Annotated in this window: 18 protein-coding genes; 6 read left to right on the top strand and 12 right to left on the bottom strand. The window is 64.7% G+C overall.

The window, feature by feature from the left end; translation table 11 throughout:
- Positions 1–12 precede the first annotated feature (12 nt).
- The 5 genes from AK81_RS05775 to AK81_RS05755 form a co-directional block, all read right to left on the bottom strand.
- Positions 13–294: a peptidylprolyl isomerase gene (locus AK81_RS05775; RefSeq protein ID WP_003248318.1), complete on the bottom strand. Its 282-nt coding sequence runs from the start codon at positions 292–294 to the stop codon at positions 13–15.
- Positions 295–372: 78 nt separating this feature from the next.
- A complete protein-coding gene (locus tag AK81_RS05770; RefSeq protein WP_043197409.1) occupies positions 373–1,434 on the bottom strand; it encodes a 3-deoxy-7-phosphoheptulonate synthase in 1,062 nt (353 codons plus the stop codon).
- 554 nt (positions 1,435–1,988) lie between these two features.
- On the bottom strand, positions 1,989–2,540 hold the full coding sequence (locus tag AK81_RS05765) for a YbhB/YbcL family Raf kinase inhibitor-like protein (protein ID WP_043197408.1): 552 nt from the start codon (positions 2,538–2,540) through the stop codon (positions 1,989–1,991).
- Between the two features lie 48 nt (positions 2,541–2,588).
- Complete coding sequence (locus tag AK81_RS05760; RefSeq protein WP_043197407.1) at positions 2,589–2,897, bottom strand: hypothetical protein; 309 nt, start codon at positions 2,895–2,897, stop codon at positions 2,589–2,591.
- 283 nt (positions 2,898–3,180) lie between these two features.
- Positions 3,181–4,479 (bottom strand): MFS transporter, encoded by a 1,299-nt coding sequence (locus tag AK81_RS05755; protein ID WP_043197405.1) that lies wholly within the window; start codon positions 4,477–4,479, stop codon positions 3,181–3,183.
- A gap of 526 nt (positions 4,480–5,005) precedes the next feature.
- Here AK81_RS05755 and AK81_RS05750 point away from each other — a divergent pair.
- Positions 5,006–5,881 (top strand): AEC family transporter, encoded by an 876-nt coding sequence (locus AK81_RS05750; RefSeq protein ID WP_043197404.1) that lies wholly within the window; start codon positions 5,006–5,008, stop codon positions 5,879–5,881.
- A gap of 13 nt (positions 5,882–5,894) precedes the next feature.
- Here AK81_RS05750 and AK81_RS05745 read toward each other — a convergent pair whose 3' ends face one another.
- From AK81_RS05745 to AK81_RS05720, 6 genes are all read right to left on the bottom strand, one after another.
- On the bottom strand, positions 5,895–7,019 hold the full coding sequence (locus tag AK81_RS05745) for an HlyD family secretion protein (RefSeq protein WP_043197402.1): 1,125 nt from the start codon (positions 7,017–7,019) through the stop codon (positions 5,895–5,897).
- A complete protein-coding gene (locus tag AK81_RS05740) occupies positions 7,016–8,665 on the bottom strand; it encodes an MFS transporter (protein ID WP_043197399.1) in 1,650 nt (549 codons plus the stop codon). The genes AK81_RS05745 and AK81_RS05740 overlap by 4 nt, the downstream gene beginning before the upstream one ends.
- A 150-nt stretch (positions 8,666–8,815) precedes the next feature.
- On the bottom strand, positions 8,816–11,233 hold the full coding sequence (locus AK81_RS05735; protein ID WP_043197398.1) for a TonB-dependent receptor: 2,418 nt from the start codon (positions 11,231–11,233) through the stop codon (positions 8,816–8,818).
- A 212-nt stretch (positions 11,234–11,445) separates the two neighbouring features.
- Positions 11,446–12,411, bottom strand: a complete 966-nt coding sequence (locus AK81_RS05730) for a FecR domain-containing protein (protein WP_043197397.1) — start codon at positions 12,409–12,411, stop codon at positions 11,446–11,448.
- Entirely contained in the window at positions 12,411–12,917 is a 507-nt protein-coding gene (locus tag AK81_RS05725; protein ID WP_043197396.1) for a sigma-70 family RNA polymerase sigma factor, read from the bottom strand. The genes AK81_RS05730 and AK81_RS05725 overlap by 1 nt, the downstream gene beginning before the upstream one ends.
- A gap of 211 nt (positions 12,918–13,128) precedes the next feature.
- Positions 13,129–15,645, bottom strand: coding sequence for an excinuclease ABC subunit UvrA (locus AK81_RS05720; RefSeq protein WP_043197395.1), 2,517 nt, complete (start codon positions 15,643–15,645; stop codon positions 13,129–13,131).
- 156 nt (positions 15,646–15,801) lie between these two features.
- On the opposite strand from AK81_RS05720, the gene AK81_RS27920 reads away from it, so the two are divergent.
- From AK81_RS27920 to AK81_RS05695, 5 genes are all read left to right on the top strand, one after another.
- Positions 15,802–16,611 (top strand): RHS repeat-associated core domain-containing protein, encoded by an 810-nt coding sequence (locus AK81_RS27920; protein ID WP_081042018.1) that lies wholly within the window; start codon positions 15,802–15,804, stop codon positions 16,609–16,611.
- Between the two features lie 168 nt (positions 16,612–16,779).
- A complete protein-coding gene (locus AK81_RS05710) occupies positions 16,780–17,955 on the top strand; it encodes a M20 aminoacylase family protein (protein WP_043197393.1) in 1,176 nt (391 codons plus the stop codon).
- Positions 17,956–18,038: 83 nt separating this feature from the next.
- A complete protein-coding gene (locus tag AK81_RS05705; RefSeq protein ID WP_043197392.1) occupies positions 18,039–19,349 on the top strand; it encodes a citrate-proton symporter in 1,311 nt (436 codons plus the stop codon).
- Entirely contained in the window at positions 19,346–20,800 is a 1,455-nt protein-coding gene (locus AK81_RS05700; RefSeq protein WP_043197390.1) for an amidase, read from the top strand. Before AK81_RS05705 ends, AK81_RS05700 begins: the two co-directional genes overlap by 4 nt.
- A 68-nt stretch (positions 20,801–20,868) precedes the next feature.
- Positions 20,869–21,642 carry an IclR family transcriptional regulator gene (locus tag AK81_RS05695; protein WP_043197388.1) on the top strand — a complete coding sequence of 258 codons (774 nt, stop codon included), beginning with the start codon at positions 20,869–20,871 and terminating at the stop codon, positions 21,640–21,642.
- Between the two features lie 121 nt (positions 21,643–21,763).
- Here AK81_RS05695 and AK81_RS05690 read toward each other — a convergent pair whose 3' ends face one another.
- Positions 21,764–22,636, bottom strand: coding sequence for a helix-turn-helix domain-containing protein (locus AK81_RS05690; protein ID WP_043197387.1), 873 nt, complete (start codon positions 22,634–22,636; stop codon positions 21,764–21,766).
- Positions 22,637–22,772: the final 136 nt, after the last annotated feature.

Below are 22,772 nucleotides of genomic sequence, written 5' to 3'. Positions count from 1 at the left end.
GGGAGGGGGGAATCAGTCCTGGCGGCTGGTCACTTCCAGCAGGTGGTAGCCGAACTGGGTCTTCACCGGGCCTTGCACGGTGTTGACCGGGGCGCTGAACACCACGGTGTCGAATTCCTTGACCATCTGGCCTGGGCCGAACGAGCCCAGGTCACCGCCCTGACGGCTGGACGGGCAGGTGGAGTTGGCTTTGGCGATTTCAGCGAAGTCGGCGCCTGCTTCGATCTGGGCTTTCAGTTCGTTGCATTTGTCTTCGCTGCTGACCAGGATGTGGCGGGCGGTTGCACGGGCCATGGGTACTGCTCCTTGGGGTAAAAACGCAAGCCTAGCGCACTTGCTTGGGGTATGTCTCGCCAGGCTCGCAACCTCTGCTTACAGTTTTTGTGCCGCCTCACGCAACAGGGTTTCAGTCGAGGCCCAGCCCAGGCAGCCGTCGGTGATCGACACACCGTACTTCAGTGCACCCTTGCCCAGCGCCTGGCAGCCATCGAACAGGTGCCCCTCGATCATCACGCCAACGATCGAGCGGTCACCGGCCAGGCGTTGCTCCAGCACATCGTTGAACACTGCTGGCTGGCGTGCCGGGTCCTTGCCACTGTTGGCGTGGCTGCAATCGACCATGATCCGCGCCTGCAACCCTACCTTGGCCAGGGCCTGGCGGGCCATGGCGATGCTGTTGGCATCGTAGTTGGGGCCTTTGTGGCCACCGCGCAGTACCAGGTGTGTATCGGGGTTGCCCAGGGTTTCGATGATCGCCGGGTGGCCCTGCGCATCCATGCCGAAGTGGCGGTGCGGGTGGGCAGCGCTGCGCATGGCGTCGCTGGCGATGGCGATGCCGCCGTCGGTGCCGTTCTTGAAGCCGACCGGCAGCTCCAGGCCACTGACCATTTCGCGGTGAATCTGCGATTCGGTGGTGCGTGCGCCAATTGCGGCCCAGGCCAGCAGGTCGTCGAAGTAGCCGGCGGCCATCGGTTGCAGCAGCTCGGTGGCGACCGGCAGGCCGCGTTCGATCATGCTCAGCATCAGCCCGCGGGACAAGGCGATACCCGAGTGCATGTCGTCGCTGCCATCAAGGTGCGGGTCGTAGGCCAGGCCTTTCCAGCCCACGGTAGTACGCGGTTTTTCGACGTAGGCGCGCATCACCAGCAGCAGCTTGTCATCGACTTCGCGGCTGAGGGCGGCCAGGCGGTCGGCGTATTCCAGGGCCGAGCGGGGGTCGTGGATCGAGCAGGGGCCGACAATGACCAGCAGGCGCTCGTCGCGGCCTTCGAGAATGTTGCGGATGGCCTGGCGGTGGGCCTGGACTTGCTGGGCCAGCTCACTGGACAGCGGCATCTGCTGTTTGAGCAGGTGTGGGCTGGGCAGGCGCTTGCTGACGGTGGTGTTGGCTGCTTGCGGCTGGGTCAGGGGCAGGGCGAGGTTGGAAGCGTGCATGGCGTTTTTCCCTGGGCGGACGGCGGGTTCTGGCCCGCGTGGTCGGCCCTATCGAGGTGTTCGACAGATCGTTGAATTCGTATTGGCTGCTGCATTGCCACCTGTAGAAGACCGATCGGAGGCGGCAGGCTGGCCCGAGCGGGATTGGCTAAATCGCCAGGCATAGGTGCTTGCGTAGTAATAAGTGGCGTAGTTCATGAATCTGTCCTCAATAGGAATCGGTGTTGTTCAAAGGCCTGAAAAGCAAAACCCCCGGTCGGGGAGCCGACCGGGGGTTTGAGTATTCTCATGTTCGGCGGCCCCTCGAAGGTGGGCGCCGTGTGGGTATCGGCGCCTAGTGGCTAAACCAATACCCAAAGTAATAGCTGGCAGGTGCCGCGCAGCCGGCAACGGCCAGCACAGGGCGCAGGTTGCGACCGGTGTGGTTGGCGTGGTTGCGGGTGTGTTTTGGCATGTTGCTCTCCAGTGAATGAGCCCGAGCTTACTTCAGTTTCGCCGGGCCATTCAATGGATAAATGCTATGGGGCCAATCATTTATTTTTGTACTGGTTGGTTCAATGGCCGTAACGCCCGACCAGGCTCTGCGCCCCCAAGGAATGGCCTTGCAGCAACTGCAGCAGGCCACTGCGGTCCAGGCCTTCGGGCAGTGTGCCTAATGGCAGGTCGGTGGCGATCAGGGTCAATGCGTAATGGTGCGGGTTGTCGCCAGCGGGTGGGCAGGGGCCCCGGTAGCTGAGGGTGCCACGCGAGTTGCGCCCGACTGTCACGTATTGCCCACTCAGCCCGGCCGAGCCTTCCTTGAGGCCATCGTGTTCCGGGTCGATGTTGTAGGCGACCCAGTGCACCACGCCGATACCCTTGCCGCCGTCCGGATCGAACATGATCAGCGCCAGTGACCGGGTACCTGCGGGCAGGTTCTCCCAGCTCAGTTGCGGGGTACGCTCCTCGCCGGCGCCGCAGGCCGGGTCTGGCCCGACCTGCTGAAGGGCGATCACGCCACCATCGGTGAACGACGAAGAGCTGATCGACAGCGCGCCTTGGTTGCTGCTGTTGGCCAAGGCCGTGCAGGGCAGCAGCGCTGCGAGTAGCCAGGGTTTGACGTTCATGGCGAATCCTTGGCAGGGCTTTGGGGCGCAGTGTAGCCGAGGCTTGCCTTAGTAGCTGTCCTGGTCCTCGGCGGTGCCGCCGGTGTGCCCGGCGCCAGAGCCCGTCGCCTCGCCCGTGCTGTTGGAGCCGCCCGCGGCGCCGTCGGCGGCATCGCTGTTGCTGCCAGTGTCGCTGCTGTCGTTATCCTGGCCACTGCCGGGGCTGTTGACGCTGCTGTCTTCACCGGCGGTCTTACCGCCAGACTGATCGGTTTGCGGGCGGCTGTCGGTGTTGGTGTCGGTGGCAGCGAAGGTGGTGCCGGTGAGGCTGGCCAGCGCGAGCGCCAGGCACAGGGAGAGGGAGCGAATGCGGATCATGGAGAGTCTCCTGGGCGGATGATCTGTCATTCGTTTGGCCGGGTGCGGCGGGCGGGGTGCCGTCTGGGCGACGGGTGGTCATTTCCGGGGCTGCTTTGCAGCCCAATCGCGACGCAAGGCCGCTCCCACAGGTACTGCATAAACCTGAAGCCCGCGCGGTCCCTGTGGGAGCGGGCATGCCCGCGAAGAACCCAGTGCGGTGGATGGCACCGGCTTCGCCGGTGTTCGCGGGCACGCCCGCTCCCACAAGGAAATGCGATTTCCTGTGAGAGCGGCCCTGGAATCAGTGAGATTCCGAGCGCTGTGCTGGGAGCGGGTTTTCGACCGGCTCCAGCGGCGGATGCTCCTGCGCCGCATGCATCAGGTCTTCGGTCACCCGCAGCTCGGCGCCGGTTGGCGAGAAGGTGGTCGACGCGGTGAACGGTGCCGGGTGCTCTGCGGCCGGGCGCTTGCCGCGGCGCCACATGAAGAAGCACACCATGGCCAGGTTGACCACGGCAAAGGCCCAGAACAACCCGGCCTCGCCAAACTCGGTCATCATCGGCGAAATCGCCACCGGTGCCATGGCCGAGCCCAGCGAGTTGATCAGCAGCAAGCCTTGAATCATCGGTACCAGTGCATCGGACGGCGCCCGGTCGGCCGCATGGCTGACCGCCACCGGGTACAGGGTGAACACGCCGCCACCCAGCAGAAACAGCATGGCCGGCAGCAGGAACGAGTCCGACGGCAGGAACACCGTGATCAGCGAAAGCACCACGCACAGCGCGGCCAGGGCGATCAGTACATCCTGACGGTCCTTGCGGTCGGACCAGCGGCCCACCGGGTATTGCAGCAGCATGGCGCCGAGGATCACCCAGGCCATCATGTTGCCGACCTCGCCCACCTCCAGGCCGATGCGCTGCAGGTACAGCGGCAGCAGGGCATAGATGCCGGCAATCGCCACGCCTGAACCGAAGCAGCCAACCAGGCCCGACGGTGCCACACCCAGCAATTGGCGGGGCTTGAGGGGTTCGACCTGGTCCAGCAGCGGCGATACCCGCGGCAGGATCACGATGGGCAGTACCGACAGGGCAGCCAGCACACCCGCCAACATGAAGGGTGCGGTGTCGCCAAGCTGGGTGATTTCGCCAAGGCCCGCCTGGGCAATTACCCCGGCACCGTAGAAGGCAATCATGTACAGCGCCAGCAGGCGGCCGCGAATCTTCGCGTCGCCGGCAAGCAGCAGCCAGCTTTCGATCACCAGGAACACGCCGACTGCCGCCCAGCCGTTGATCAGGCGCAGTACCGACCACCAGGTGACGTCGTAGAACAGCCCCTGCAGCAGGATGGTCGCGGCGATCAGCGAAGCGAAGCTTGTGTAGGCGCGGATATGGCCGATGCGCAAGATCAGCCGGTCATTGAAGATGGCACCCAGGGTCAGGCCGATGAAGTAGGTCGACGAGACGACACCGATGGTGGTGGCCGATTCACCGGCAGCGCCCAGGCGCAGGGTAGTCAGGGAAGACATGAAGCCGTTGCCCAGGGCAATGATGAACAACCCGAGCAGGGGCGCCAGCGCCATGGCCAGCAAACGCGGAGACATACGAACCTCTAGTTGGATGAGCGGAATGAGCGCCTTCTCGGACGCGCACGCCGGCTCGACCCGACAAGGGGGCGAGTGGCTACACGGATGCGACCTGGGCAAGACTCAACCGCTGGGCCTGTCGGGAACAGGGCTGCGCGGGGAGGGTTGAGCCTATTTCACATGTGCGTTCATGTGTTCAGGCACGGACTCTGTCATTGCTGCGGGTTGCCACCGTTCAAGGCGACGGGCGAAAAGGAAGCGCGATTCTACGGGCTTGGAAGCTTTTGCCCAAGGGGCAACCGTATGCGACGAGACGCCGCAGTCCAAGGGCGACATGAAAGTGTCTTGGGCAGACATTTTTGATGACTGCTCTGGATTTTTGTAGGAGCAGCCTTGCGCTGCGAAAGCGCCGGTAAGCCTTGAGGTTGTTTGTGGCTGAAATGGCCTCTTCGCAGCACAAGGCTGCTCCTACAAGAAATGGGGTCGCCTGGGCAATTGTGCAGACTGCTGCATAATGCTGAACCCACACCAAGGAAGGCCCACCATGTTCGCGTCGCTGTTCGCAGTCCTGGCCCCGGTTTTCATCGTTGCCGGCATCGGTTTTGCCTGGGCCCGCAAGGGCCTGGACTACCCCACCGACTTCATCGCCCGGGTGGTGATGACCGTCGGCACCCCGTCGCTGGTGCTGTCCACCCTCAGCCGCACCGAGCTGAACCCGAATGCCTTCACCAGCATGGCCATCGCCTGCTTGCTGTGCACCCTGGGTATGGCACTGGCCGCGTTGCTGGTGTGTCGCGCTTCTGGCATGCATTGGCGCGTGCTGCTGCCGGCGTTCATGTTCCCCAACACCGGCAACATGGGCCTGCCGATCAGCCTGTACGCCTTCGGCGAGCACGGCCTGGCCTTGGCCGTGGCGTTTTTCCTGACCCTGTCGATCGTGCAGTTCACGATCGGCATGGCCATCTCCGGGACGGCGGCTTCGCTCAAGGCGCTGCTGCGCAACCCGATCGTCATCAGCCTGGCGGGCGCCATGCCCATCATCTTTCTCGATTTCGAACTGCCGCGCTGGCTGGCCAACACCGCAGACCTGCTGGGCGGCATGACCATCCCGCTGATGCTGCTGACCCTGGGGGTATCGCTGGCCAGTATTCGCCTGCGTCACGTGGGCAGTGGCCTGTTGCTGGGCGGTTTGCGCATTGGCCTGGGGGCTGCGATGGGTTGGGCAGTGGGGGCGGCGCTGGGCATGGACAACCTTGAGCGCGCGGTGCTGGTGGTGCAGTCGACGATGCCGGTGGCGGTGTTCAACTACCTGATGGCGGTGCGCGCCAACCGCGAGCCGGAGCAGGTGGCGAACCTGGTGATGTGTTCGACGGTGCTGTCGTTTGCCTGGTTGCCGGTGGTGTTGGCCTGGTGGATGTAAGCCAGTTCCGGCTTCAGCGGGTGTCGATACTGACCACCACCGACATCCCCGGCCGCAGTTGCCTGGCCGCCGCCTGGTCGGCATCCACGGTAATGCGCACCGGGATACGCTGGGCAATCTTGACGAAGTTACCGGTGGCATTGTCCGCCTGCAGCAGGGCGAACTCGGAGCCTGCAGCCGGTGAAATCTGCTGCACGTGCCCCTGCAGCTTGAGGTGGTTGAGCGCATCCACGGTGAAGCTCACCGGTTGGCCGATGCGTACATTGGCCATCTGGGTTTCCTTCATGTTGGCAATCACCCACAAGGTATCGGGCACCAGCGCCATCAATTGCGCGCCGGAATTCACATAAGCCCCCAGGCGTGTACCGATCTGCCCAAGCTGGCCGTCGCGCGGGGCGGTAACCCGGGTGTTGTCGAGGTCGATGCGCGCCAGCTCCACAGCCGCCTTGGCATTCTCCACCGAGGCCTGCAGCGCCGCCCGGTTGACCACCACCGTTTCGCGGTCCTGGCGGGCGATTTCCAGCGCCGCTTTGGCCTGGGCCAGGCTGGCGACGGCAGCGGCTTCACTGGCCCGGGCCAGGTCCAGGTCACGGCGCGACACCGAGCCGTCATTGACCAGCGCCTGGTTGCGGCCAAGGTCGGCTTTGGCCTTGGCAGCCTGGGCCGCCGCATCGCCGATGGCTGCCTGGCGCTGGGCAATGGTGGCTTCGGCGCTGTTACGCTGCTGCAGGTTGTTGGCCAGGGCCGCCTGCTGTTGCTGTAGCTGGGCGATGGCCTGGGCCAGGCGCTGCTTGTAGATGCGGTCGTCCAGCTGCACCAGCAGGTCGCCGGCCTTGACGAACTGGAAGTCGTGCACCGGCACGTCGACGATGTAGCCACTGAGTTGCGGGCCGATGATGGTCACCTGGCCGCGTATCAGGGCATTTTCGGTACTTTCGATAGCGCTGCCGAATGGCGGCAGGCGCCAGGCATACAGCACCAGCAGGATGCCGGCCAGGGCCACGCAGGCGAAGCTGATCGTTGACAAAATGCGCACCCGCCGCGAGCGCACCGGGCTGGTCGGCTCGCTGGGCGGGGTGGCGCCTTCCGGGGTTTCGGCGATGGCGGTGGTGGTCGTGGTGCGGGTGTCGTCGGTCATCGGTTGGGCGCGCCGGGGGTGGAGTCGGTGGAGGAGGTCTGGCGCCTTGCGTACCAGAGCCAGGTGCTACGGATGCAGATCCAGATCATGGTCAGGATAGCGATGCTGCCGATCAGCACGAACACATCGTTATAGGCCATGACATTCGCTTCGCGGGTGGCGGCATTGGCCAGCACACGCATGCCGGCCTCGTTGCGCAGGGCCGGGTCGGCGAAGATGCCACCGTAACCGGCGCCGCCGCTTTGTACCCGGGCGGTAACCAACGGTTCGAGGAAGCTGAGGCGATCCATCAGGTGGCTGGAGTGGAATTTTTCGCGCCAGGTCTGGAAGGTGCCCAGCAGCGCCGCGCCAATCAGGCCGCCGAGGTTGTTGCAGATGCCGAACAACACCGAAAAACTCACCAGGTTGCGCGGGTTGGCGCGCACATGGCTGATGCCCAGGGCCATCGACGGGCCGAGGAAAAAGGTGCTGCCAAACGCCAGCAGAAACTGGCTGAAGTACATCTGTGCCGGGCGTGTGAGGTTGCTTGAGCTGCTGTCCATGAACGCGCCTGTGGCCATGGCCAGTAGCGAGACCAGCAGCGGGATCACCAGGTGGTTGGGGTTGATGGTCAGGGCACTGCTGGCCAGGCCCGCCACCGCACCCAGCAGCATGATCCAGTACAGCGTGCGCATCTGCTCGCTGCCCATGTTCAGTGCCTGCAGAAAACCGACCGCGCCGGTGGACTGTTCAGAGGTAACCATGCGGATCAGCACCACACACAGGGCCAGGCGAATGATTGCACCGCTGCCCAGCCAGTGGGTCATCAGCAACGGGTTGCGCCGGTTGTGCTCGATGGCCAGGCCAGTGAAGATCAGCGCGATCGAGGCCGCCAGTGCAACGCCGATCCACGGCGCCTCCAGCCACCAGTCGATGCGCCCCAGCGACAGTGCGGCGCAGAGCAGGGCGGTGCCACTGGCCATTAGGGTGAAGGTCAGGAAGTCCAGTGGCTCGAATGTCTTGAAGCGGTCGCCGGGCGGCAGCTTGAGCATCAGTACGCAACCCAGCGCCGCCAGCGCCAGGCCCAGTTCGAACAGGTACAGGCCACGCCATTCGGCGATCTGCAGCAGGTCTTCGGAAAAGATCCGCGCCAGCGGCAGCGCCAGCTGCGAGGCGCCCAAACCGAGAACCATGGCCTTCAGCCGCCATTGCGCGGGGAACGCCTGGATCATGTAGTACAGCCCCAGCGAACTGAGCGCTGCGCCGACCATGCCGTGGGCTGCACGCACGGCGATGGCCGAATTGAGGTCGTTGACCAGCAGGTGGGCGAAGGTGACCAAGGCATACAGCACCAGGAACACTTCGGTGAACGCGCGCAGGCCGAACTGCTGGCGGAACTTCACCAGCAGCAGGTTGATGGACACGTTGGTCATGACGTAGGCGGCGGGCAGCCAGGCCATTTCTGCGGTGGTTGCACCCAGGGCGCCCTGCAGGAACACCAGGTTGGCGGTGACCAGCGCGTTGCCCAGGCCACCGGTAATGGCTACCAGCAGCCCGACCACCCCGTAGGCCAAGCGTTTCGCTGGCGAATGCAGGGGCGTGGAGGGCGAGCCCGGCAGGCTGGGTTTTTCGTGGGGGAGCCACTGGCGGGGGGCGTATTTGTCCATGGGGCAGACTGTACTTGAGCGGCAACTGCAAAGAAAACAGTTACAGCCTGTTCCGGCCTCTTCGCAGCACAAGGCTGCTCCTACAGGTACTGCATCGCACCTGTAGGAGCAGCCTTGTGCTGCGAATGGGGCGCAACGCGCCCCTCAGGCTCAGAAATCAACACTGGCCGACAAGCGCAGCACGCGTGGCGTACCTTGGGTCAGGTAGTTGTTCGAGGTCGACGCCGATGCCCAGTACGCCTTGTTCGCCACGTTCTCCACATTGGCACGCAACGTCACCTGCTTGTCATCGACCTTGAAGCGGTAGCGGCCGCCCAGGTCTACCCGGGTCCAGGCCGGGATGCTCAGGCTGTTGGCCGCATTCACATACTGGCCGCCGGTACGCAACACCCGGGCGCTGAGTGCGGCGCCCTGGATGCCTGGCACGTCCCAGTCGGCCCCCAGGTTGTACTGGAAGCGTGGTACGCCGGCAGCACGGTTGCCGTCGTTGCTGCCATTGGCGGTGTTCTTCTGCTCGGTGTGCATGAACACGGCGCCGGTCAACAGGCGCAGGCCGTCCACCGGTTCACCGAACAGGTTCAGCTCCACACCCTTGTTGACCTGCTCGCCGTCCATGCTGAAGGTGTCCAGCGTTGCGCCGGGTGCACGGTAGGTGACGCTGTTGGGTTGTTCGATGCGGTACACACCCAAGGTGGCGCCGAAACTGTTCCAATCCAGCTTCACCCCAGCCTCGACCTGCTTGCTGCGCTTGGGCGGGAACACCTCGTTGGCGTTACTGACGCTGGAGGGCGCAGTCGGGCCCTGGGCCAGGCCTTCGATGCGGTTGGCATAGAACGACACATGCTCCCAGGGTTTGATGACCAGGCCATACACCGGGGTAGTGATGGACTCGTCGTACGGCGTGTTGCGCGCACCGGTGGCGGTCGCCCAGCTGTCCACGCTGATCGACTGGCGGCGCACGCCCACGGTCAACAGCACGCGGTCATCGAAAAAGCCCAGGGTGTCTGACAACGCCACGCTCTTGTTGCGGTTCTTGCCGACAATGCGCGGGTCGTGCAGGTCGCTGCCGAAATAGGTATCGGTCGGGCGCGGCACCTTCACCGGGTTGTACAGGTTGCTGTCGTAGCGCTTGGCCACAGCCAGTGCTTCATAGGCCGAGCGCTGCTCACCCCACATGCCCGACAGGCCGAAATTGAAGCGGTGGCTGACCGGCCCGGTGGCGAAGCGGCCATTCAGCCCGGCGACGGCGCTCTTGTTGTCCTCGTCGTGGGGCGAGTAGAGGAAACCACCGCGCGCGGTGCCGTTGTCGTCGCTGACGTACAGCGAGGAGTACTCGCCATTTTCGCGGGTGTGCTTGGCGCCAGCGCCGGCGTACAGCATCCAGTTGTCGTTGAGGTCGTACTCGGCGTTGAGCATGCCGTAGGTATCTTCGAGCTGCGACCAGGTCCAGTCCTGCGAGTAGTTGTCGCGTGCCGACGGGGCATGGGGCACTTTGCTGCCGTTGGGGTAGATCACCGCCCGGCCCTGGTTGATGCGCTCTTTCTGGTAACCCAGGTCGGTGGACAGGCGCAGGCGTTCGCCACGGTAGTCCAGGGCCACGGCAACCAGGGTGGAATGCTGGGCTTCGTCGTCGACGCCGGTGCCGCCGTCATGCTGGGCCAGGTTGATGCGTGCGCCGAAGCGGTTGTCTTCACCAAAGCGCTTGCCCAGGTCCAGGTGGCCGCCGATGTTGTCGCCGGTGGCATAGTCGAGGGTGATATGGCGAGTGGAAGTGTCTTCGGCGCGCTTGGGCACCAGGTTGATGGCACCGCCAATGCCGCTGCCCTGCGGGGCGACACCATTGAGAAACGCGTTGGAGCCCTTGAACACCTCGACCCGCTCAAGGGCTTCGGTGGTGACGATCTGCCGCGGCAGCACCCCGTACAGGCCGTTGTAGCTGATGTCATCGGTGTTCAACGGCAGGCCGCGGATGGTGAACACTTGCGAGAAGTTGCCGAAGCCGGCCGACTGGCGCACCGAGGCGTCGTTGAGCAGCACGTCACCCAGGGTACGGGCTTGCTGGTCGGCGATGGTTTTGGCGGTGTAGCTGGTAACGCTGAACGGCACGTCGCTGATTGCCTGGTCGCCGAGCACGCCCAGGCGGGCGCTGCGGGCAACCTGGCCGCCTTGCCAGGTGTTGCTGTTGGCGGCCAGGTCGCTGTTGATGGTGGTCGCCCCCAGTTCCAGGGCATTGCCCAGGTCGACCGTCGGTGCCAGGGTGTAGCCGCCACTGTCGGTGGTTATCAGGCTGTAGCCACTGCCAGCCAGCAAGCGGGCGAAGCCTTCCGGCACGCTGTAGCTGCCCTCCAGCCCCTGGCTTTGTGCGCCCTTGAGCAGCGCGGGGTCGAACGACAGCGGTACCCCGGCGCTGGCGGCAAAGCGCGCCAGGACGTCGGCCAGTGGCCCGGCAGCCAGGTGGTAGGTGCGCGGGGTGGCGTCGGTGGCCATCGCTGTGGGGGCCAGGGTGGCCATGGCGATGGCAAGGCTCAGAGCCTTTAATGGCAAGCGGTACGTCTGGCGAGGCGTCATGCGAGGGTCCTGTGGGTGCAGAAAATGAAGGTTCTGCACTCATCACCGGACGACGCAGGAAAAGGTATCACCGAAATGTTCACGGCCCCTGTAGGAGCGGCCTTGCGTCGCGATGGGCCGCAAAGCGGCCCCGGCAATCTTGCAAGAAGGCACATGATCTGGGGCCGCTTTGCGGCCCATCGCGACACAAGGCCGCTCCTACAAGGACCGCGTTAGCTGAGGGGTTCTACGGTCACCCAATAGCGGGTCAGGCCCTGGAGGGTCACCGGCAGCGTGTCGCTCAGCAGTCGCAGGCTGGCATCGGTGTCGGCCAGCGGGAAGGCGCCGGACACCTTCAGCTCGCGCACTGCCGGGTGGCAGCGCAGCACGCCGGGGCGATAGCGGGCCAACGCCTGCAGCAGGTCGGCCAGGCGCATTTCACGGGCCAGCAGCATGCCGTGCTCCCAGGCCAGGTCACCGGTTTCCAGCGCAGAGGCGGGCAGTACCCGGTCGGCATCGAAAGCGCTGCGCTCGCCGGCCCTGAGCAGCAGGCCGCTGGTGGCGTGCACCGGTCGGGCCTCGACCGCGCCTTCCAGCACGGCTACCCGGGTCAACGGGCCATCGAGGTGCACGCTGAAACGGGTGCCCAGCGCAGTGGCCTGGCCATGCAGGGTACGCACCAGCAGTGGCCGCGCCGGGGTGGCAGGGTCCTTGGCGCTGGTAAGCAGGATTTCGCCCGCCAGCAGGTCGATGCGGCGCTGTCGGGCGTCGAAGGTGATATCGATGGCTGTGTCGGTGTTCAGCAGCACCTGGCTGCCGTCGGCAAGCGTCAACGCGCGTTGCTCGCCGACCGCAGTGCGGGCATCGGCGGCCCATTGCTGCCAGGGTGCTTCACGCCAGGCCAGCCACGCCGCCGGTGCTGCCAGCAGCCAAAGCCCCAGGCGATGCAAGGCCTGGCGGCGGCTGACTGCGCCGTTGCGGCTGAGCCGGCGCAGGGTTTCACCGGTAACAGGGGTGGGCAGGCGGCGGAAATCACCGAGAATCGCCTCTGCACGCTGCCAGGCCTGGGCGTGCTGGGCGCTGCGCTGGCACCAGGCCTGCACGGCGTGGTGATCGTCCTCGGTAGCGGTGCCCGATTGCAGGTGCACCAGCCAGTCAGCGGCTTCGCCAAGGATCAGCGGGTCGATACGCGCTGTCATCAGTCGATGCTCAGGCAGGCGAGGAAGGCCGTGCGCATGTCACGCTTGATGGTGATCAGAGACAACTGCAGCTGTTCGGCGATTTGCGCATAGGTCAGCCCGTCCAGTTGCGACAGCAGGAACACCTGACGTACACGGGCTGGCATGTCGCGCAGCATGGCGTCTATGCGGTACAGGGTTTCCAGGATCAGCCAGCGTGTTTCCGGCGAGGGCACCTCGGGTTGCGGCAAGTGGGCGATGGCCTCCAGGTAGGCACGTTCGACATCCTGGCGGCGCCAGCGGTCGACCACCAGGCCCTTGGCGATGTGGGTAAGCAAGGCCCGGGGTTCACTGCCGAAGTAGCTATTGCCCTGGCGGCTGAGCAGGCGCACGAACGTGTCGTGGGCCAGGTCGGCTGCATCGCAGGCATTGCCCAGTTTGCGCCCCAGCCAGCCCTGGAGCCAGCCATGGTGCTCGGTGTACAGCGTCTGGACCTGCAGGTTGAGCGTAGGGTCGGCGGGCGGCATGGCGTGCGCAAGGTTCCGGGAGAAGGGGTGCAATTAAGAATTGATCGCATTCTAAACGGCATCCCGCGAACCTGGCAATGTACTGGCATCAGCCTCGTGTTGCCTTTATCGGCCTCATCGCCGGCAAGCCAGCTCCCACCTTGACCGCATTGACCTTAAGTCATGTGCAGTCCCTGTGGGCGCTGGCTTGCCGGCGATGGGCCCTTACAGGCTACAGCGCTTTGGCCAGAAACGCCGCTGTGTGGCTGTCGGTGCACCCAGCCACCGCCTGCGGCGTGCCACTGACCACCACCTTGCCCCCGGCATCCCCGGCCCCTGGCCCGATATCGATCACCCAGTCGCTTTGCGCCACCACGCGCATGTCATGCTCGACCACCACCACGCTGTGCCCGCCCTCGACCAGGCGGTTCAACTGCACCAGCAGCCGGTCGATGTCCTGTGGGTGCAAGCCGTTGGTAGGCTCATCCAGCACATACAGGGTTGCCCCGCGGGCCTGGCGTTGCAGTTCGGTCGCCAGCTTGATCCGCTGCGCTTCGCCACCGGACAGCTCGGTGGCCGGTTGGCCCAGGCGCAGGTAGCCCAGGCCGATATCCTGCAGCACTTGCAGGCAACGGCGCGCCGGTGGCTGTTCGGCAAATACCTGCAGGGCCTGGTCGACCGTCAGTTGCAGCACCTGGGCGATGTTCATGCCTTGCCAGCTGACAGCCAGGGTTTCGGGGTTGTAGCGGGCGCCATGGCAGGTCGGGCAGGGCGCGTAGACGCTGGGCATGAACAGCAACTCGACGCTGACAAACCCTTCACCTTCACAATTGGCGCAACGGCCCTTGGCGACGTTGAAGGAAAAGCGCCCGGCGTCGAAACCCTGGGCCTTGGCCTGTTCGGTGGCGGCGAACAGCTTGCGCACATGGTCGAACAGGCCGGTGTAGGTGGCCAGGTTGGAGCGAGGCGTGCGGCCGATCGGCTTCTGGTCGACTTGTACCAGGCGCTTGATGCTATCCAGGCCGGCGCTGACCTGCCCCCTGCTGGTTTGCTCGGGTTCGTCCTCCAGGCTCTGCTCTTCGGGTTCGCTACGCTGCTCGGCGTGGCCCAGGTGCGCGCCCACCAGTTCCAGCAGGGCCTGGCTGACCAGGCTGGACTTGCCCGAGCCGGAAATACCGGTAACGGCGGTAAAGCAGCCCAGCGGAAACTCGGCGCTGAGGTTATCGAGGTTGTTGCGGGTGATGCCTTCGAGCTTCAACCAGTCGCGAGCCTGGCGTGGCGCACGTGCAGCCTGGGCCGGTGCACCGAACAGGTAGGCGCGGGTGCACGACTGCTCGACCCCGGCCAGCCCTGCGGGCGGCCCACTGTAGAGGATGGTGCCACCGTGCTCACCGGCAGCGGGCCCCACATCCACCAGCCAGTCGGCGCGGCGCATGGTGTCCAGGTCATGCTCGACCACGTACACCGAGTTGCCTGCGTGCTTCAGGCGCTGCAGGGCCTCGTACAGCGCTTCGCTGTCGGCCGGGTGCAAACCGGCCGATGGCTCGTCGAGCACGTAGATCACGCCGAACAGCTGCGAATTCAGCTGGGTGGCCAGGCGCAGGCGTTGCAGCTCTCCGGAGGACAAGGTCGGGGTGCTGCGCTCCAGGGCCAGGTAACCGAGGCCAAGGTCGAGCAGGGTGTGGATGCGCTCCAGCAACTCGTTGGCGATCCGTTGGGCGGCCAGGCGCTTTTCAAGGGTCAGGTCGTCCTGCTGTTGTGTCAGGTAGTCCGCTGCCGCCACCTTGCGGAACACCTCGGCCAGCGCCTGCAATGACAGGTGTGACAGCTCGGCGATGTCCAGGCCGGCGAAGGTCACGCCCAGCGCTTCGCGCTTCAGGCGCTTGCCCTGGCACTGCGGGCAGGGGCTGGGGCGCATGTACTGGGCCACGCGCTTGCGCATCTGCGCGCTTTGCGAATGCATGAAGGTGTGCAGCACATAGCGGCGGGCGCCCATGAAGGTGCCCTGATAGCTGGGCTCCTGCTTGCGCTTGAGTGCGGCGCGGGTCTGCGCCGGGGTAAGGCCGGCATACACGGGGGCGGTAGGGGTTTCTTCGGTGAACAGAATCCAGTCGCGTTGCGCTTGGGGCAGGTCGCGCCAGGGAATGTCGACGTCATAGCCCAGGGTTACCAGAATGTCGCGCTGGTTTTGCCCCTGCCAGGCCATTGGCCACGACGCCACCGCGCGCTCGCGGATGGTCAGCGACGGGTCGGGGACCATGGTCGCTTCGGTCACCTCGTAGACCCGGCCCATGCCGTGGCACTCCGGGCAGGCACCTTGCGGCGTGTTCGGCGAAAAATCCTCGGCATACAGCATGCCTTGCCCGGCCGGGTAATGCCCGGCGCGGGAGTAGAGCATGCGGATCGAGCTGGAAAAGGTGGTCACGCTACCGACCGAAGAGCGGGCACTCGGCGTACCGCGTTGCTGCTGCAAGGCCACCGCCGGCGGCAGGCCTTCGATGGCATCCACGTCCGGCACGCCCACCTGGTCGATCAGGCGCCTGGCATAAGGCGCTACCGACTCGAAGTAACGGCGCTGGGCTTCGGCATACAGGGTGGAAAAGGCCAGCGAAGACTTGCCCGAGCCAGACACGCCTGTAAACACCACCAAAGCGTCGCGGGGGATATCGACATCGATGTTCTTCAGGTTGTGCTCGCGAGCACCTCGCACGCGGACGAAGCCGTTCGGGGTGGTTTGGCGTGGGGGCATGACGCAGTCCTTGGCTGTGGCTCAACAATGCGCCCACGGTAACAGTATTACTGCTGTCGTGCCTGCAGCGTTGTCACCCCATGGAACTGCGAGTTTCCGAGGCTTTGGCAGATGATTAGTGTGGCCTTGAGAACACCATTATCCAGAGTCTCAATCATGCAAATTTCGGAACTACAGGCGTTAGACAAACAAGCCTCCACTGCGCCGGGTAACAACTTCGAAGCCCGAACCTATTCACCTTATGGCTTTTATGTGCCCCAGTCAGCCCCGTTACTGGCCTTCGCCGGTGAATTAGGTGGGGCACCGCCGCGCCGGTACCTGCTTGGCAACGGTAAACGGGCCTATGACACAGGACTGATGCGTTTTCACAGTCCCGATGCAGTGAGTCCTTTTGGCCGCGGAGGTCTCAATGCATATGCTTATTGTCAGGGCGATCCGGTCAACAATGTGGACCGTGATGGTCATTCACCCACACGTATAGCCGGGCAAGGCACGGGGTTGGTCTGGGGAACCGTTGGCATGCTGTCTTCGCTCAACAAGGCTTCGAGAACAATTGTCAAGCGCTCGGTTGCCAAGGCCAATGGGCAGCTTGTACCCAATGAGTTCGACGCCGCGAGCCGCACCAACAATGCAATGATTTTCAACGGTGGCCTTGCCAGTACCCTGACCAAAGTGCCGGGTGTGGCGATGGCTTTCGGTTATCCAACTGTCGGATTGGCGAGTGAAGTGGTCTGCGTATTAGGGATGGGGGCAGCCTCAGTTGCCGGTGTGGGAAAAATGAGGCAGCTGGTTACCGATATCAAAGCCACACTGGTAGAAGCCAGGACGAACAGAATTCCATTGGGCAAACTCGCAATAGAATCGCTAAAGGAAGCCACTGGATGGAATCGGTTACTGGGCCAGGAATCGGCCATTCTCCAGCCTGTGCCGGAAAAAGTACTGTTGGTGCGCTGGACCACCCCGTAAACCATGCTTGGCAGCACAATCGAAATCTGGTTTCACACGGTGGAACCAGATTCGATTGTGCTTTCAGCCTCCCCGCGTTTATCTGTCGCCAAGCACGACCTGCCCTACCCGTCGTGACCTCAAGGCAAACAACAAGAACGGGAAACCACCCGCGCGAGGAGACTCTACATGTCCCGACATCAGCACATCCTGGCCTGGCTCGACGACGTGGCCAGCGACCTGCACGCGATCCGTCACGATATCCACGCTCACCCCGAACTGGGCTTTGAAGAAAGCCGCACCTCGGCGCTGGTCGCCCGGCTGCTGGAGGCGTGGGGCTATGAAGTACACACCGGCATCGGCAAGACCGGCGTAGTCGGCGTGCTGCGCAATGGCAGCAGCCCACGCCGCCTGGGCCTGCGTGCCGATATGGACGCGCTACCCATTCATGAAGCGACCGGCGCTGCCTACAGCAGCCAGCACCAGGGGTGCATGCATGCCTGCGGCCATGACGGTCACACCACCATGCTGCTGGGCGCCGCCCGCTACCTGGCGGCAACCCGGCAGTTCGACGGTACGCTGACGCTGATCTTCCAGCCGGCCGAGGAGGGCCAAGGCGGCGCCGAGGCGATGCTGGCTGATGGCTTGCTGGAGCGCTTCCCTTGCGATGCGCTGTTTGGCATGCACAACATGCCCGGCTTGCCGGCCGGGCACCTGGGTTTTCGCGAGGGGCCGATGATGGCTTCGCAAGACCTGCTGACGGTGACCCTCGACGGGGTTGGCGGGCATGGTTCGATGCCGCACCTGACCGTCGACCCGCTGGTGGCGGCGGCCAGTGTGGTGATGGCGCTGCAAACCGTGGTGGCGCGCAACATTGATGCACAGGAAGCTGCGGTGGTGACCGTCGGCGCCTTGCAGGCCGGTGAAGCGGCCAATGTGATCCCACAACAGGCACTGTTGCGCCTGAGCCTGCGCGCGCTCAACGCTGAGGTACGGGCGCAGACCCTGGAGAGGGTGCGGGCGATCATCGTCAGCCAGGCCGAAAGCTTTGGCTGCCGCGTCAGCATCGAACACCGCCCGGCCTACCCGGTGCTGGTCAATCATGCTGCAGAAAACGCCTTTGCCACGCAGGTAGGGGTCGAGTTGCTCGGTGCCGAGGCGGTGGATGGCAACACCCGCAAGCTGATGGGCAGCGAAGACTTCGCCTGGATGCTGCAACGCTGCCCGGGGGCCTACCTGTTCATCGGCAATGGTGTATCGCGGCCGATGGTGCACAACCCGGCCTACGACTTCAACGACGACATCCTGCTGACCGGCGCCGCCTACTGGGGCGCGCTGGCAGAGCGCTGGCTCGCGCCCGCCTGACCTTCCCTTTTTGACGACTGCCGCTGGAACCCGGGCGCGACCGCGCCTGGGCGATCACCCAATCATTGTGTGGAGTGTTCCCTATGCAGACTTCGAGCACCGGCGTGTCGCGTACCCGGCAAGTGGTCGCCGCCGTTATCGGCAACGCCCTGGAGTGGTACGACTTTATTGTTTACGGCTTTCTGGCCAGTATCATTGCCCGGCAGTTTTTCCCGTCCGATGACGAATACGCCTCGCTGCTGATGGCCCTGGCCACCTTTGGCGTCGGCTTTTTCATGCGCCCGGTGGGCGGCGTGTTGCTGGGCATGTACTCCGATCGCAAGGGCCGAAAGGCGGCGATGCAGTTGATCATCCGCCTGATGACCGTGTCGATCGCGATGATCGCTTTTGCTCCCGACTACCTGGCCATTGGCATGGCTGCGCCGCTGTTGATCGTGGTAGCGCGCATGCTGCAGGGCTTTGCCACCGGTGGCGAGTACGCCAGTGCCACGGCGTTTCTGGTGGAAAGCGCGCCGGCCCACCGCAAGGGCCTGTACGGTTCGTGGCAACTGGTGGGGCAGTGCCTGGCGGTGTTTTCCGGGGCGGCGATGGTGGCCCTGGTGACGCACTTGTGTTCGCCAGAGGCGCTGGACAGCTGGGGCTGGCGCATCCCGTTCGTGCTCGGCCTGCTGATCGGCCCGGTCGGGTTGTGGATACGCAAGCACATGGAAGAACCCGAGGAGTTCGTCGAGGCGCGCCGCCAGGCAAAGGGCCAGTCGCCTACCCTGTGGCAGGTATTGCGTGAACATCGGCGCAGCCTGCTGGTATCGATGGGCCTGGCCTGTGGCGCGACGGTGTCGTTCTACGTGGTGCTGGTGAACATGCCGACCTTTGCCCACAAGAGCCTCGGGCTACCGCTGGACCAGGTGCTGCTGGTGCAGATGCTGGCCGTGGGGCTGATGACCGTGGTCATTCCACTGGCCGGAGCGTTGTCTGACCGGGTGGGGCGGCGCCCGGTGCTGATGGCCTTCACCCTGGCCTTTTTCGTGATGGTGTACCCGCTGTATGTGTGGGTGGCCGCCGCGCCTTCGCTGGAGCGCCTGCTGGTGATGCAACTGCTGCTGTGCACGGCCATTGGCGGCTTCTTCGGGCCGGCACCTACTGCCCTGGCCGAACAGTTCCCGGTGGAGGTGCGGTCCACCGGTGTCTCGGTGGCCTACAACGTGGCGGTGATGGTGTTCGGCGGCTTTGCCCCGTTGATCGTCACCTGGCTTACCAAGGCACTCGGCACCCCGGTAGCACCGTCGTTCTACGTGCTGTTCGCCTGCCTGCTGACGCTGCTGGGTACCTATTGCCTGAAAGAAGCACCCCGGGCGGGCAAGCCTGCCACTTTCAACCTTGGAGTAAAACCGTGAAGCCGCTAGCCATCGACCCCATCGTTGCCCTCGATGCCGAAGCATTGTCCCAGGCCATCCATGCCCGCCAGGTATCGTGCCGGGAGGTGATGCAGGCCTACCTGGCGCACATCGACCGCTGCAACCCGCAGGTCAACGCCCTGGTGTCGCTGCGCCCGGCCGAGGCGGTGTTGGCCGAGGCCGACGCGCGTGACCGCGAGCTGAAGCGGGGCCATTCCCGCGGCTGGATGCACGGCATGCCCCAGGCGATCAAGGACCTGGCTGCCACTGCCGGGCTGCGCACCACCCTGGGCTCGCCGTTGTTCGCCGAACAGGTACCTGAGCATGACGCAATCAGCGTGGCGCGGGTGCGGGCGAGCGGGGCGCTGATCGTGGGTAAAAGCAACGTGCCCGAGTTCGGCCTCGGCTCGCAAACCTACAACACCCTGTTCGGTACCACCACCAATGCCTACGACCCGCAGCGGGTGGCCGGCGGCAGCAGTGGCGGGGCGGCAGCGGCGCTGGCCATGCGCCTGCTGCCAGTGGCTGACGGCAGCGACATGATGGGTTCGCTGCGCAACCCGGCGGCGTTCAACAATGTGTTCGGCCTGCGCCCGTCGCAGGGCCGGGTACCCCATGGCCCGGCGCCCGAACTGTTCGTGCAGCAGCTGGCGACCGAAGGGCCGATGGGGCGCAGCGTGGTGGATGTGGCGCGGCTGTTGTCGACCCAGGCGGGCGTTGATGCGCGGGTGCCGCTGTCGCTGAACGAGGGCCAGCGCGATTTCGCCGCCGGGCTGCAGCGCGACTTTCGTGGCGTGCGGGTTGGCTGGCTGGGTGACTACAACGGCTACCTGCCGATGGATGACGGGGTGATGGGCCTGTGCGAGGCGGCGTTGGCCGATTTCGCCGAACTGGGCTGCCGGGTCGAGGCTTGCCAACCGGCATTCGACCCCGCGCGCTTATGGCAATGCTGGCTCACCCACCGCCACTTCCTGGTGCACGGCAACCTCGGCGCGGCCTATGCCGACCCCGCCAGGCGCGCCTTGCTCAAGCCCGAAGCACAGTGGGAGGTGGAGGGTGCCTTGCAGCTGAGCGCGGCAGCGCTGTACCAGGCGTCGTTGGACCGCAGCGACTGGTACCGCGCCTTGGCCAACCTGTTCGAACGTTACGACTACCTGCTGTTGCCGTCTGCCCAGGTGTTCCCTTTCGATGCAAAACTGGCGTGGCCGACGGTGGTCGGGGGGCGGGCGATGGACACCTACCATCGCTGGATGGAGGTGGTGATCGGGCCGACCCTGGCGGGCTTGCCGAGCATCAGCGTACCGGTCGGCTTCAACAGCGCTGGTTTGCCCACGGGCCTGCAGATCATAGGCCCGGCCCAGGCCGACCATGCGGTGTTGCAACTGGCGTACGCCCATGAACAGCTCACCCGTTGGGTAGAACGGCGCCCGCCACCGTGCCTGCAGGGCTGATGAAAGCACTGGGCAGGCGCGGTTCTTGCTGGCTATGCTGACCATCCAGCTACAGGGAGGTCATACCCATGGGCATTACGGCAGACAGTGGCGGCGTGCGGTCGGTGGAGCGTGCGCTGGCCATCGTCGACCTGCTGGGCGAGCACCAGGCACTGGGCCTGGAAGAACTGCATTACCTCACAGGCCTGCCCAAGGCCACGGCGTCGCGCATGCTGGCCACCTTGCAGGAGCAGGGCTGGGTCTACCGTGGCCTTAGCGACCGGCGTTATCGGCTGTGCGCGCGGCGGCTGTTCGGCGACCGGCAGATGCGCTTCAAGCGGCGCCTGGTGGAAAGTGCCGCACCGATGCTGCTGGACCTGAGCGAGCGCACCGGGCTGGTGGTGGACCTGTCGTGTTTCGACGGCGAGCGGCTGGAGGTGATGGAAAGCGCCATCCCCCAGGTATTGCGCAAGCGGTACCCGCATACCTGCCAGATCGTCGGGCAGCATGCCAGCCTTTTTCACTCGGCAATGGGGCGGGCCTGCCTGGGTGAGCTGGCGGTCGATGAGGTCCAGCGCCTGGCGGCCCATGAGCGGCTGCGCGATGAAAAGGTGCTGCGCAATATCGAAGAAGACGCACACAAGGGCTTTGGCCAGCGGACCGAAGGGTACTGGGAGTATCCGGTGCGCTTGCCCTTCCTGATCCGCGCCATTGCTTTGCCGGTGCATGCCGATGGGCGCCTGGCCGGGAGCATTGCCTTGCACTGGCCGCTGGATCAGGCACCGGTGGAGCGGGTGTTGAATTTGCACCTGAGCAGCCTGGCGACCACAGTAGGCGATGTGCAGCGGGCCTTGGCGGTCTAGTGCTGACCTGTACCGGCCTCTTCGCAGCACAAGGCTGCTCCTACAGGTATAGCGTGCTCCAGTAGGAGCAGCCTTGTGCTGCGAAGAGGCCCGTGCAGGCCACAGCAAAATCCTGCAGGTGTTATTGGCCCTCGCGAAACCCGCTAGGGCTCACCCCCGCATGCTTGCGGAAGAACCGGCTGAAATACCCCACATCGGCAAACCCCAGCTCATGGGCGATCTCTTTCACACTCAGGCTCGAATGCCCCAGCATGCGCTTGGCCTCCAGCACCAGCCGGGCATTGATCACGTTCATGGGCGTCATGCCCAGGTGCTCCTGACACAACCGCCCCAGCGTAGCCAGGGTCATGCCGAGCTCGGCGGCGTAGTCCGCCAGTGGCCAATGGGCGCGGTAATGCATGTCCACCAACTCACGAAAAGCGGTCAGTTGCTGGCTGCGCCTTGACACTGGGCGCTGCTCGCCGTGGGGCAGGTGCGGTTCATGGCGCAGCACCTGGATGAGCAGCGTCAGCAACAGGGCCATGCTGCTGGCCACATGCTCACGGGCGCGATTGTGGTACTCCTCGCGCAAAGCCATGAACAGCGGCAGCAACGGGTCTTCGTCGGCTGCCCACGACGGCAGGGCGATCACCTGTGGTTTGCGCACCTGCACCAGCAGGTTGGGTGCCAGCACCTGGGCAATGCTTTCCAGCGGGTGCTGGGCGGCGGTGATCACCTGGCCCTCGACCTGACCGGCCCAGTGGAAACCATGCACCACTTGCGCCGGCACATACACCACGCAGGGGGCCTGCACCTGGAGCCGGTCACTGTCGAACAGCACTTCACCGCCGCCGCTTTGCAGGTACAGCAACTGCAGCAAGCCTTCATGACGGTGCGCGGCAATTTCCCAGTTGTGTGCGCCAGACCGCTGGGAGATCTGCTCCACATGCAGGGCTTCGTGCCACACCGGTTGTGCGGTTTCACCGTACAGGGCGTAGTTGGGGATCTTGTTCATGGTGTTGTAATTGTTCTGTTCGGTACCTGGCTACTGTGCCACAGCTGCCTGCAGGCTTGAGGCGGCAGGGCGAAAATTGTCGGGAATGTGGGGCTGGTTGCAGGTTTTGTCCATTCTGCCGGTGTGCCTGCCGGCC

It is taken from the genome of Pseudomonas putida W15Oct28 (genome assembly GCF_000708715.2).
Taxonomy (GTDB): domain Bacteria; phylum Pseudomonadota; class Gammaproteobacteria; order Pseudomonadales; family Pseudomonadaceae; genus Aquipseudomonas; species Aquipseudomonas putida_R.
Note: the sequence above shows the minus strand (reverse complement) of the source record. Positions and strands in the feature narration are given on the sequence as shown.